15 protein-coding genes are annotated in these 11186 nt (G+C 57.1%); 10 read left to right on the plus strand and 5 right to left on the minus strand.

Annotated elements, in window-relative coordinates:
* The 5 genes from ACJ8PI_RS00005 to ACJ8PI_RS00025 all read right to left on the minus strand — a co-directional run.
* Positions 1-565: DUF7666 domain-containing protein (locus ACJ8PI_RS00005; protein WP_442528053.1), on the minus strand; the 565-nt coding region annotated here is incomplete at its 3' end.
* Between the two features lie 274 nt (positions 566-839).
* Entirely contained in the window at positions 840-1022 is a 183-nt protein-coding gene (locus tag ACJ8PI_RS00010) for a hypothetical protein (RefSeq protein ID WP_442528054.1), read from the minus strand.
* 44 nt (positions 1023-1066) lie between these two features.
* Positions 1067-1240 carry a hypothetical protein gene (locus tag ACJ8PI_RS00015; RefSeq protein ID WP_442528055.1) on the minus strand — a complete coding sequence of 58 codons (174 nt, stop codon included), beginning with the start codon at positions 1238-1240 and terminating at the stop codon, positions 1067-1069.
* Between the two features lie 55 nt (positions 1241-1295).
* Positions 1296-1829 carry a hypothetical protein gene (locus ACJ8PI_RS00020; RefSeq protein ID WP_442528056.1) on the minus strand — a complete coding sequence of 178 codons (534 nt, stop codon included), beginning with the start codon at positions 1827-1829 and terminating at the stop codon, positions 1296-1298.
* A 272-nt stretch (positions 1830-2101) separates the two neighbouring features.
* On the minus strand, positions 2102-2731 hold the full coding sequence (locus tag ACJ8PI_RS00025) for a LexA family protein (RefSeq protein WP_442528057.1): 630 nt from the start codon (positions 2729-2731) through the stop codon (positions 2102-2104).
* A 110-nt stretch (positions 2732-2841) separates the two neighbouring features.
* Between ACJ8PI_RS00025 and ACJ8PI_RS00030 the strand changes: the two genes are divergently transcribed.
* The 10 genes from ACJ8PI_RS00030 (at position 2842) to ACJ8PI_RS00075 (ending at position 11185) form a co-directional block, all read left to right on the plus strand.
* Positions 2842-3063 (plus strand): helix-turn-helix domain-containing protein, encoded by a 222-nt coding sequence (locus ACJ8PI_RS00030; protein WP_346421118.1) that lies wholly within the window; start codon positions 2842-2844, stop codon positions 3061-3063.
* Positions 3064-3066: 3 nt separating this feature from the next.
* The gene (locus tag ACJ8PI_RS00035; RefSeq protein ID WP_442528058.1) at positions 3067-5232 is read left to right on the plus strand and encodes a VapE domain-containing protein; all 2166 of its coding nucleotides are present in this window, start codon (positions 3067-3069) and stop codon (positions 5230-5232) included.
* A gap of 321 nt (positions 5233-5553) precedes the next feature.
* Positions 5554-5790: a hypothetical protein gene (locus tag ACJ8PI_RS00040; RefSeq protein WP_342184450.1), complete on the plus strand. Its 237-nt coding sequence runs from the start codon at positions 5554-5556 to the stop codon at positions 5788-5790.
* A 283-nt stretch (positions 5791-6073) separates the two neighbouring features.
* On the plus strand, positions 6074-6535 hold the full coding sequence (locus ACJ8PI_RS00045) for a hypothetical protein (RefSeq protein ID WP_442528059.1): 462 nt from the start codon (positions 6074-6076) through the stop codon (positions 6533-6535).
* A 10-nt stretch (positions 6536-6545) separates the two neighbouring features.
* Positions 6546-6773, plus strand: coding sequence for a hypothetical protein (locus tag ACJ8PI_RS00050; protein WP_442528060.1), 228 nt, complete (start codon positions 6546-6548; stop codon positions 6771-6773).
* Between the two features lie 3 nt (positions 6774-6776).
* Positions 6777-8399, plus strand: coding sequence for a portal protein (locus ACJ8PI_RS00055; RefSeq protein ID WP_442528061.1), 1623 nt, complete (start codon positions 6777-6779; stop codon positions 8397-8399).
* Positions 8399-8632, plus strand: coding sequence for a Bbp19 family protein (locus ACJ8PI_RS00060; protein WP_047568214.1), 234 nt, complete (start codon positions 8399-8401; stop codon positions 8630-8632). The genes ACJ8PI_RS00055 and ACJ8PI_RS00060 overlap by 1 nt, the downstream gene beginning before the upstream one ends.
* Entirely contained in the window at positions 8619-9443 is an 825-nt protein-coding gene (locus ACJ8PI_RS00065; protein WP_442528062.1) for a hypothetical protein, read from the plus strand. The genes ACJ8PI_RS00060 and ACJ8PI_RS00065 overlap by 14 nt, the downstream gene beginning before the upstream one ends.
* A 211-nt stretch (positions 9444-9654) precedes the next feature.
* Entirely contained in the window at positions 9655-10566 is a 912-nt protein-coding gene (locus ACJ8PI_RS00070; protein ID WP_442528063.1) for a phage capsid protein, read from the plus strand.
* A 55-nt stretch (positions 10567-10621) separates the two neighbouring features.
* Complete coding sequence (locus tag ACJ8PI_RS00075; RefSeq protein WP_442528064.1) at positions 10622-11185, plus strand: hypothetical protein; 564 nt, start codon at positions 10622-10624, stop codon at positions 11183-11185.
* The last annotated feature ends 1 nt before the right edge of the window (position 11186 follow it).

Consider the following 11186-nt stretch of genomic DNA (forward strand, 5'->3'; position numbering starts at 1 on the left):
CGCCGGTGTTGCTGGCCGCCGAGTAGTCGCCGGTGTTGCTGGCCGCCGAGTAGTCGCCGGTGTTGCTGGCCGCCGAGTAGTCGCCGGTGTTGCTGGCCGCCGAGTAGTCGCCGGTGTTGCTGGCCGCCGAGTAGTCGCCGGTGTTGATGGCCGCCGAGTAGTCGCCGGTGTTGCTGGCCGCCGAGTAGTCGCCGGTGTTGCTGGCCGCCGAGTAGTCGCCGGTGTTGGTCTGTTCTAACGACCTGTCAACCTTGCTCCAGATCCAATCAATCGCGCGGGTCACCATTTGGTGCATGGAAATTTCCGCTTTGATCGTGATGGTGGCGCTGGCGATCTTGCTGTCACCGCCATCTTCACGACTGACCTCACCGGTGGCGATGGTCTCGGCGTAACGGCTTTCCGCAGGTGGGTAGTAGCTGAAGCAGTCGAGCGGGTACTCGCAGGAGTGGAAGCCGCCCGAGCAGGCCTCTACCTTGCCTTTGTGCTCGAACGTTTTGCCCATCTCGAACTGAAAGCCGCGGCAGGTGAGGTCTTGCTTGAAACCCTTGTAGGTAGTGATTTGCATTCTACTATCTCGCTAAGTGGAGGATGAAAAAGGCAACGCACAGCAAAACCAGCGGGTACAGCAGGCCGCGCGTTTTCGGGGTGTGAAAATCCGCACCAGTCACACGGTGACGGTGTTGCATCTGTTTCAAGGAATTCATGGGGAAGGCTCCTTTTGCTATCGGGGAGCGCACCCGCCGCCAGCGGGCGAGGCGTAGCGGTTAGCCGGATGCGCTTTCAGATAGAAAAAAAAAGCCCCGGCGCGCGGGGCAAATGCTTCTCACAGCAAGGGAATTTCACGAGCGGATTGTTTTCGGCAGCAGGCCAGCTTTTGCCAGCTCGGCCATGATCTTCTTGCGCAGGCCGTCTTTGGTGGCTGACAGGTGGAAACCGGCGCCGGCATAGCGCACGAAGACGGTGGCGCCAGACACTTCAGCGCAGCCGCTGACGCCTGAATGGATGAAATGTAGGGATTTCATGGTGTGGTGGTCCTGTTGGTGCGCCCCGTAGGGCGCGGTGGGTGTTACTTAGTAGTGGATTTCTTTGCTTTTATCTTTGCAATGCACTTCTTGCATTTCTGCTCATCTGGCAACTGATTCCAACCCTTTGGGCTAATTGTGCAGGCGTAGAAGCCGCCAATTTGTCCGCGTTGTCCGCACATTGGGAGGCTGTTCTTTGCCGCATGGTAGATGGTCATCGTGTAACCCCTGCTGTAGTGGATCGCCCCGTAGGGCGCGGTGAGTGTTAGTCGATTAGCGGGGTTCAATTAGTTGCGTTACTCTGTCATTGCCTTGGAAATTCCATTCTCTGCCAGGTCCGAAGTAGCCCGGTTCAATTCTGCCGGATACCCATTCAGCAATATTTGCCGCTACATCTTTTCCGTCAGTTCCCGCCCCGGGGAAACTGAGTACTTTTATCACTTTAAAGACCGCACCATGCGCGTGAACAATGTCACCGATAATAACTTCTGTGTTTAAAACTCTTTGTAATTCCATCATTTTACCCTTTGTAGCCCTGCCGCTTTGGCTGTCGGTACTACGCCAAATCCCGGAACAAATAAAATCGGTGAAATGTTGCTGGTTAACTATGGTTTGTCCCGCAGTCAGCATGTCAGGGTGGGCTGTTTGATAGTCAGCTTTCCGATCAGCAATGAACGAAACCATGTCAGCGCCACGACGATTCACGTTAAAGTTTCCTGTGTGAACCAACATCGCCGCAAAACGTTGCTGAACGTTGAATTCAACAGCCGTTTCATATGCGTCTTTACTGAATTTCTCGTTAGTCATCGTGTAACCCTCTGCTGTAGTGGTCTTAATGAAGCGCCCCACGGGACGCTTGATAAGTTCACTTTGCCCCGCATTGCCGGCTCCTTGCCCCGCCGCGGTTCCGACGCATGGTTTAAAGTCGCGCCGTTCGACTACGAGTTAAAAATACAAGTAAACCTGTTACGCAGTCAACATGTGTATTTGTAAAATTGTGCATGTAGTACCTAATTACCTGTTTTTAGGCAATAAAAAAGAGGGCTAAAAAGCCCCCTTGTTGGGATTTGATTATGCGCTTATCGTTTTCTGCGGAAGATGCGGTGTTCTACCATAGTGCCAATGATGCTTACAGGTTTCTCCCAGGAACGGCATATTGGATAGTCGCTGTTTAAAGGTACGAGCTCGAAATTTTCTTTCCCCTTTGAGTCAATCCCTATCGGACGATACTTTTTAAATGTGGCTTCATGTGAACCGTTGCTGGCTGCGACAAATTCTCCCGGGGTTGGGTAGACTTCAGTGTCAATTATCACTATGTCCCCTTCTTTAAACTCTGGTTCCATAGAGTCCCCTCGGATCCGAAGCGCAAAGGAACGTTCCGACAGCTCTGCTGTTGTGAGCACGTACTCAAAATCTCCGTCTATTTCCAATGATTCTTCTGCCGCGAAAAGTCCTGCCTGGACGTAGCTCAAAATAGGCACCTTTCGTGCACCGTAATTGTAGTCAGTCACGACGTCTCCGCCGAGCAATAACCACTTAGGATCACACTGTAGTGCCGCAGCTAAGGGGATTAGGTTACGGGGTTTTCTAGTCTTACCGTTTTCAATTGCTTCAATCGACTGTTGAGCGACTCCCGCGCGCTGCGCCACCTCAGCCTGTGTCAGGTTCAGTTCCAGACGACGTTTCTTAGCTCGGCTTGCCAGATTCATTTTAAAGCTCCTTTATCTTCCGCTGATGATTACAGATACATCTGTATTTGACAAACCATGGTGCTTGTGAACTAATTACAAGTAAACCTGTTAATCCCGAGGCTTTATTTATGGACACTTCTACCCTTGCTTCTCGCATAAAAGACCGCCGTAAGACACTGGGCATCACCCAGACCGCGCTGGCTGAGCGTGTTGGCGTGCGTCAGCAATCTATTCAGTACATTGAATCGGGGCGGGCGGGGCGAACCAGCTTTATTCTCGAATTGGCGAAAGCGTTGCAATGCGATCCTGATTGGTTGCTGACAGGCGAATGCACAAGCGATAAGGCGTAACCCATGCCGAAAAATAATATTTGGGGGGCAACGCCTGAAGAGTGGTTCCACTTCGACCTGATCCTCGGCCGCAGCGACAACCTGCTGCCGGTTGTGTGTGACCCTGCGGCGACGCTATCCCCTGTTACAAAGATGAAAGCGCTGGGTAAAACACCCAGCCAGTACGATCACAAGCGGCGGGTTATTGGCGTCAAAAACTGGACGCAATTGACCATCGGCGCCGGCGATTTGGAGCGTTGGTCTGCCGAGCCTGATTACGGTATTTGCGCGCGAACCGGTAGCGGCTGGCTGGCGCTGGACTGCGATAGCGAAGTGTCTGAGGTGCAGGCCGTCGTTCGCGATCTGCTGCTCGAGCACCTTGGCGTGCTACCGCCGCGCCGGCACCGGGCGAACAGCAACAAGTGCCTGTATCTGCTGGCGATAAGCGGCGATTACCGCAAACGCATTCACCGCCTGGCGGCAGATAACGGCATCATTGAGTTGTTGGCTGACGGGCAACAGGCTGTTGTCGCGGGCACTCACCCCAGCGGCGTGCGCATCGAATGGGATGGCGGCCTGCCAGAGGAGCCGCCAGTCGTCACTGCGGAGCAGCTCGAAGCCCTTTGGGCGGCGCTGGCTGCCGCGCTGCCGGTGGAAACGTCGACTGAGGCCGGTGCGGGGCGCCTGCGCGACCGCAGCGTTACCACACCCGGCGCCACGGATGAAGTGGCGGATTATCTCGACGCCAACGGCTGGACGCTGGATTTTGGCGCCAGCGGTGAGCGTTACATCCGTTGCCCGTTCGAAGATGGCCACAGTTCCGCCACAGACACCACCTCAACAGTGTATTTCCCCGGCGGTACTGCCGGTTTTGAGATGGGGCATTTCAAATGCCTGCACGCCAGCTGCGCGCACCGCAACGATGGTGACTACCTCAACGAGATAGGATTCCGCGACAGCGATTTCGAAGCACTGCCGGTGGAAGTGACCGAGCCTGCGCCGCTGCCGACGTTTAAGCGCGACAAGTTCGGGCAGATTGAATCAACCATCGACAACGCCGCCAAAGCGGTAATGCGGCCTGATTTCTGCGGCCTGCAGATCCGCTTCGACCAATTCCGCGACGAAATCATGTTCGCGCCCGATGGTGCTGACCAATGGCAGTCGTTCGGCGACCCGGACTACTCCCGCCTGCGCATCACAATGGAGCGCCGCGGCTTCAAACCTATTGGCCGCGAGCTGATTCGCGACGTGGTGATGCTGGCCGCCGACGAACAGCCATTCGATAGCGCCATGACATGGCTCGAGTCGCTCAAATGGGACGGCGTGCAGCGTATCAACCGCTTCTACCACACTCATTTTGGTACCGAGGACAGCGCTTACACCCGCGCGGTATCGCTGTACATGTGGACTGCGCTCGCCGGCCGGGTGCTGTCGCCCGGGTGCAAGGCGGATATGGTGCCGATTCTGGTGGGCGAGCAGGGCGTTAAGAAGTCCAGCGGCGTGGCGGCGCTGTCGCCCGACCCTGCGTTCTTCACGGAGGTATCGTTCGCCGAGAAAGACGACGACCTGGCGCGCAAGATGCGTGGCCGCCTGGTGGCCGAGATAGGCGAACTGCGCGGGCTCAATACCCGCGAGCTGGAATCCATCAAGGCCTTCATTACACGCACGCACGAAAACTGGATCCCCAAATACCGCGAGTTCGCGACACAGTTCCCGCGTCGGCTGGTGTTCATCGGTACCACCAACGAGGACGAGTTCCTGGCCGACAAGACCGGCAACCGCCGGTGGCTGCCGGTACGCGTCACCGAGGTGAATGTCGACGCCATACACGCGGATGTGTTGCAGCTATGGGCGGAAGCACGCGACACCTTCAAACAGTTGGGCGGCGTCCAGTTCCGCGAGGCCGAGCGCCTGGCCACCGCCGTGCACGAACAGTACACGATTAAGGACGCATGGCTCGAGACGGTCGAGTGTTGGCTGGACGAACCCGATCTCATGACGGAAGCGACGCCACGAAGTCGCGAATTTTTACGCGCTACGGACGTTTTGAGGGACGCGCTGAACCTCGACCCTAAGAACATCGGCAAACGCGAAGAAATGCGAATCAGCAGTATTTTGCAAGCTTGCGGTTATCAGCGTGTTTTACGGAGGGTGGAAGGGAAAGTGCAGCGTATTTGGGAGCAGGCGTAACCACCTGTAACCACTTAGCCCTTCGGGTGGTTACGCTCGACAGCCCTTTAAATTCAATGCCTGTAACCACTGTAACCACTGTAACCACCTTAAAGCTATAAACCCCATTATATATATAGGGGCCTTCTTGGAAAGGTTAAGAAAAGGTGGTTACAGGTGGTTGCAGGTGGTTACAGGGCGAATATGCAGATTTTTGCAAATAACTACGAACAATTAGCGGGATGCATTTAAGCGGCAAGCGCGAACGGGGTTAAATCCAGATTAAACCCCTCTCTACCCTCGCGCGGGCGCGCGTTTGCAGACCGCCAACAGGAGGCCACCATGCATGTGGATTGGTTCAGGATAATCACCGACGTAGAGCGCTCTGGCATGACGCAGCGGGTTATCGCTAACCACCTGGACGTTGCGCCCTCGACGGTGTTCTACTGGAAGCAGGGCAACCAGCCGCGCTATGCCGAGGGCGAGGCGCTGATCCGGTTGTGGGAGCTGGTGACCGAGCACGAAGCGCACCAGTTGCCGTACAGTCGGGAGCCATACAGCCGTTACCGCAAGCGTTAGGGAAAACTGTCAAAAATACGGGGTTAGCATACGGATTTGCTCCAACCCCAAACCCCGCGATTTGTTACCAAAATGTTGTAGTCAAATACCCCGCCTTTTCGCCAAGAAAACTATCCCTTTTGCGGCCTTCACTGTGGTTTTGCGTCGAGTGCATTTTCGCCGGTGCGCGTAAGGCTCATTATGTTAAATAGCTCCGATTTCAGCCCAATTATCCATTTAGTCAAGAATTCGAACGCGAGCCCGCTTGACACTCTGCGTACCATTCCAATCGGAGTAACTCCCCATGGCACGTAAGAACGTCAAGATTGAAACCCCCGGCCAAGAAGCCCCCCAGGACGACGACAGCGACCTGATCGGCGGTGACGCTGGCGCGGGTATCCCCGGACCCGCTAACACCCCTGAGCAGCTCAACGCGGCCAGCGCTGGCGCAACAGTCACCGAGGGTACCGTGCAGCAGCGCGTTGCAAAGCTGCTCGACGGCGCAGCACTTGAAGAGCGCAACGCGATCCTTTCCGGCCTGAATGAACAGGGGGCAGCAATCATCGCTCGATTCGAAGGGCTGGAGTTCCTCGACGCTGACGGTCACCGCCTGACCGATAACCTCGAATTCCTCACCCTGGTGAAGAAAGTCACCGATGTGGCTACCGGCGGCGCCGGCCCGATGGTGACGAACGAAGAGGGCAAGAAGCAGCCGGCACCAGGCAAACCTGTTTTAACCGAACACGGCTGGCACGTACCAGGCTAAGGAAACCGCTATGTGTGGATCTGCACCGAAAGTAGTACAGACCGACCCGCAGGCCGAGGCAGACGCAGCAGCAGACGCCGCGGCGAAAGCCTCAAACGCTGACGCAGCAAACCGCAAGAAGCGCAAGAAAGGCTCCTCGTTGCTGGCCAGCGGTGCGCAGGGCGCCGCAGATGCTGGTGATTCACTGCTCGCAAGTGGTGCTCAGGCGGCAGGCAATAAATCAACGTTAGGGGCGTGATTGATGGGCGACACCGCCGCAAGGCTGATTAAACGCGTGAATACGCTCAAGGCTACCCGTCAGATGCATGAAAGCGTCTGGCGGGAATGCTACGACTACACGTACCCGCTGCGCGGCGCTGGTTTCTCGTCTGAGGTGCTGGACGCCCAGAGCGCAAAGCACAAGGTGGCCAAGCTGCTGGACGGCACGGCGACCGATAGCTCGCGCATGCTGGCGTCCGCTCTCATGTCCGGTATGACGCCGGCTAACGCGCGGTGGCTGAATCTCGACAGTGAATCCCTGCCGGACGACGCCAAGGCGTGGCTTTCTACCTGCGCAACACTGGTGTGGGAAAACATCCACGCGGCCAACTTCGACGCCGAGGGTTATGAAGCAAATCTCGATGTGGTGTGCGCTGGCTGGTTTGTGCTGTACGTCGATGAAGACCGGGACGAGGGCGGCTATTCATTCCAGCAGTGGCCATTGGCGCAGTGCTACGTCGCATCGACTCGCAAAGACGGCATCGTTGATACGATTTTCCGCTGCTACCAACTGACCGCGGAACAAGCGATCGCCGAGTTTGGCCAGGATGCGGTAAGCGAGAAGATACGCGACGCCGCTAAGAAAAAACCAGACGACAAATTTGATTTTCTGCACGCGATTTTCCCTCGCACGAATTACATGGTTAACGCGCGCCTGGCCAAAAACCTGCGCTTCGCGTCGTTCAACATTGATGTGACCGCAAAAAAAGTGGTGCGCGAATCCGGCTATCACGAATTCCCGTGCTGCGTGCCGCGCTGGATGAAAATCCCCGGCGGTTCGTACGGCATCGGCCCGGTTTATGACGCGCTGCCAGATTGCAAGGAACTGAACGAAACCAAACGTATGGAGAAAGCCGCGCAGGACTTGGCGATTTCCGGCATGTGGATCGCCGAGGATGACGGCGTGCTTAACCCTCGAACGGTCAAAGTAGGGCCGCGCCGCATCATCGTGGCCAACAGCGTCGACAGCATGAAGCCGCTGCTCACCGGCTCCGATTTCAATGTCGCATTTACCGCTGAGGAACGTCTGCAGGCGTCAATCCGCAAGATCATGATGGCCGACCAGCTGCAGCCACAGGACGGCCCGGCCATGACGGCCACCGAGGTGCATGTGCGCGTCGCGCTAATCCGCCAGTTGCTGGGACCGGTGTACGGCCGATTCCAAGCGGAATACCTGCAGCCGCTGGTTGAGCGCTGTTTCGGTATCGCGTTTCGCGCTGGCGTGTTCCCTGAACCGCCGGAGAGCATGAACGCCGCTAACTTCAATGTGCGTTATATCTCGCCGCTGGCGCGCGCGCAGAAACTGGAAGACGTCACAGCGATTGAGCGTTACGCCCAGAACGTTATGCAGCTGGTTCAGGTTTACCCGGACATTATCGACAACATGGACAGCGACGAAGCAAGCCGCGTTGTCGGCGAGGCGCTGGGTGTGCCAGCCAAAGTTATGCGCTCGTCGGCGGACGTGTCCACGCTGCGCGACCAGCGCGCCAAGGCGCAGCAGCAACAGCAACAACAGGCATTGCTGATGCAGGCGGGCCAGCAGGCAGCCGGCGCCGTAGGGCAAAGCGCCGGTGAAGCAATTGGCCAACAACTGGCGGGGGGCTGATGGGAATCAAGAAAGTTTCACCACTGGATTACAAGCGGCTGTTTGAAGAAACGGCCGGCGGCGCCGAGGTGCTGGACGAATTAACCCGGCGCTTCGGCGGGTCGATTTTTGTGAAGGGCGGCCCTGAGGGCGACCGCCAAACCTGTTTTAAGGCCGGGCAACGCGATGTGCTCGATTTCATTTTGCGCCAGCTTAATCTGGCAGACGGAGTAAACGACGATGTGGAAGCTTAAACACCTTTTCATGAATGCAGATGTAGGCGCTGACGCTGGGGGGAATGGCGATGCGGATAAACCAGATACTGGTGATGCTGGCGGTAATTCTCTGCTCAGCACCGGTGCTCAAAACCAACCGGCCGAGGGTGATTTTATTCCTGAGAAGTACCGCACCAGCGGCGCTGATGGAAAATTTAACCTGCAAGACTCGGCGCGCAAGCTGGCGGATGCTTATTCGCACCTCTCCAAGCGCTTCGGTAGCGGCGACGTTCCGCCGAAAACTGTCGAAGAATATTCCCCGAAGGTAGAGGCCGAGGGCTTCAAGTGGGACGAGTTCAAGGCTGACCCTGAGATGCAGGGATTCCTCAAGGCGGCGCACGCCAAGGGCATCACTAACGATCAGATGGGCTTTATCCTCGGTGAGTACATGAGCCGCGCTCCGGCGCTGGTGGGTGGAGCTGCTGAGTTGGATCAAGAGGCGGCGGCTACTGAGCTGCGCGGCACGTGGAAAACCGATGCGGAATTCCAGAAAAATATCGGGCTGGCGCACCGCGCGTTTATGTCGCTGGCCGACCCTGCCGACCAAGGCAAGATGGACGAGATCGGCAACAACCCGATGGTTATCCGCATGCTGGCGAAAATCGGGGCGGAGATGGGCGAGGACACCCCCGTAGGCAATGGACAAATCAATCTCGAAGAACAGCAGAGCATCCGCGACCTGATGAAGTCCGAGGCATACACCAACCCGAAACACGCCGATCACGAACGTGTATCTGCACAGGTGCGCGCGTTCTACCAGAAAACCTACGGCGATCATACCATCGCGTAGCCGCCACCCCGCAACACCAAGCGCCAGCCAAACCGCTGGCGTTTTCATTTACTCAAGATTTCGAACGCCAACCTAACCGATCCTCACGCCAACAGCCCGGCGTGGTAGCCGGATACCTGATTCCCCGCTGCCCGTAAGCGCCAACCGGCCAGCGTTGAACCGAGCCGGGAAACCGATACCTCGCAGGCGATAATCTTTGGAGTGATAAAAAATGGCTTTTGATCCGAACAAGAACATGATCACCGCCGCCTTTGTGCAGCAGTTCCATGATTCTTTCGAAATTCAGTCTCAACAGAAGGACTCGCGCCTGCAGGCTGCCGTACACGATCGCGGTACGATCACCGGCGCATCGTTCACCATCAACGACATGGGCACCATCGAAATGAACCCAATCACCGAGCGATTCGGTGATACGGTTTGGGATCTGCCTGAAGCGGGTACCCGTAACGCGCTGATGGCGGATTACGGCGTGTTCGTGCCGGTGGAAAAACGCGACCTGCGCAAGCTGATCGCCGACCCGCAGGGGCCATATCTGCAACTGACCCTGGCGGCCGCGAACCGCAAAAAGGACGACGTGATTTACCGCGCGTTGCTGGATACCGTCCTGCGCAAAACCTCGAACACTGGCGCCTACGCTCCTGTGGCGCTGCCGGCGTCTCAGAAGATTGTGGCCGGCGGTACCGGCATGACCAAGGCCAAGCTGATCGCCGCTAAGGCCATGTTCCGCCGCAACGAGTGTGACGAACAGAACGGCGAAGAGCTGTTCATCACGTACAACGCCGACATGCTGACGCAGATCCTGAGCGATACCACCCTGACCAGCGCCGATTTCATGGCGGTGAAAATGCTGCAGGAAGGTGCGGTGTCCGGCAACTGGTTGGGCTTCAAGTGGTTGGCATACGAAAAACTGGATTCGGCCAGCTCCGGCGATCCGGCTGTCACCACCAAGACTGCCGCCGCCTGGTGTAAGTCTGCAGTGCATTTCGGTACCGGTGCCGAGTACAACACCGATATCGGCCCGCGCCGCGACAAGAACAATACCATTCAGATCTCTGTCGATGCGTCCTACGGCGCCGGCCGCGCAGCCGAAAACAAGGTTGTCGCGATCGACTTCACCGCTTAATGCCAGCGCTCCCTTGCCGGGGGTAACACCCCGGCCTTTTTCATGAGGTACCGCTATGGCTTCCAGTATTTCTATCTGCTCAAACGCATTGCTCGCGCTCGGTGCGCACCCGATCAACAGCTTCGACGAAAACAGCGAACACGCCCGCCTGTGCTCCAATATCTACCCGACCGTGCGCAATGACCTGCTGCGCAAGCACCCATGGAATTGCGCGGTTAAACGCGTGGTGCTTTCACCCAGCAGTACGGCGCCGGCGTTTGGTTTCGGCTTTCAATTCCCGTTGCCCGGTGACCTGATCCGCATCCTGTCCGTCGGCGAAGAGTGGGACGAAATCCCGTACCGCATCGAAGGCAATAAGCTGCTGGCCAATCAGAACGTGATCCGCCTGCGCTACATCTTCCGCAACGAAGATGAATCGACCTGGGACTCGGCGCTGGTGAATTTGGCAGAAGCCACCATGGCGGCCAAGCTGGCCTATGCGGTAACGGCATCCGCCAGCCTGCGCGACAGCCTGACCCAAGAGGCGGCTTATCTACTGCGCCAAGCCAAGTCTATCGACGGGCAGGAAGAACCGCCGGAAGAGCTGGGCGGCTATCCAACTTACGATTCGAGGTTCTGAC

The organism is Serratia sp. CY82433 (assembly GCF_052166535.1).
GTDB lineage: Bacteria > Pseudomonadota > Gammaproteobacteria > Enterobacterales > Enterobacteriaceae > Serratia > Serratia sarumanii.

Coding starts and splice junctions, on each gene's coding strand:
- ACJ8PI_RS00010 (WP_442528054.1), bottom strand. CDS start 1,022: ATGAAATCCCTACATTTCATCCATTCAGGCGTCAGCGGCTGCGCTGAA.
- ACJ8PI_RS00015 (WP_442528055.1), bottom strand. CDS start 1,240: ATGACCATCTACCATGCGGCAAAGAACAGCCTCCCAATGTGCGGACAA.
- ACJ8PI_RS00020 (WP_442528056.1), bottom strand. CDS start 1,829: ATGACTAACGAGAAATTCAGTAAAGACGCATATGAAACGGCTGTTGAA.
- ACJ8PI_RS00025 (WP_442528057.1), bottom strand. CDS start 2,731: ATGAATCTGGCAAGCCGAGCTAAGAAACGTCGTCTGGAACTGAACCTG.
- ACJ8PI_RS00030 (WP_346421118.1), top strand. CDS start 2,842: ATGGACACTTCTACCCTTGCTTCTCGCATAAAAGACCGCCGTAAGACA.
- ACJ8PI_RS00035 (WP_442528058.1), top strand. CDS start 3,067: ATGCCGAAAAATAATATTTGGGGGGCAACGCCTGAAGAGTGGTTCCAC.
- ACJ8PI_RS00040 (WP_342184450.1), top strand. CDS start 5,554: ATGCATGTGGATTGGTTCAGGATAATCACCGACGTAGAGCGCTCTGGC.
- ACJ8PI_RS00045 (WP_442528059.1), top strand. CDS start 6,074: ATGGCACGTAAGAACGTCAAGATTGAAACCCCCGGCCAAGAAGCCCCC.
- ACJ8PI_RS00050 (WP_442528060.1), top strand. CDS start 6,546: ATGTGTGGATCTGCACCGAAAGTAGTACAGACCGACCCGCAGGCCGAG.
- ACJ8PI_RS00055 (WP_442528061.1), top strand. CDS start 6,777: ATGGGCGACACCGCCGCAAGGCTGATTAAACGCGTGAATACGCTCAAG.
- ACJ8PI_RS00060 (WP_047568214.1), top strand. CDS start 8,399: ATGGGAATCAAGAAAGTTTCACCACTGGATTACAAGCGGCTGTTTGAA.
- ACJ8PI_RS00065 (WP_442528062.1), top strand. CDS start 8,619: ATGTGGAAGCTTAAACACCTTTTCATGAATGCAGATGTAGGCGCTGAC.
- ACJ8PI_RS00070 (WP_442528063.1), top strand. CDS start 9,655: ATGGCTTTTGATCCGAACAAGAACATGATCACCGCCGCCTTTGTGCAG.
- ACJ8PI_RS00075 (WP_442528064.1), top strand. CDS start 10,622: ATGGCTTCCAGTATTTCTATCTGCTCAAACGCATTGCTCGCGCTCGGT.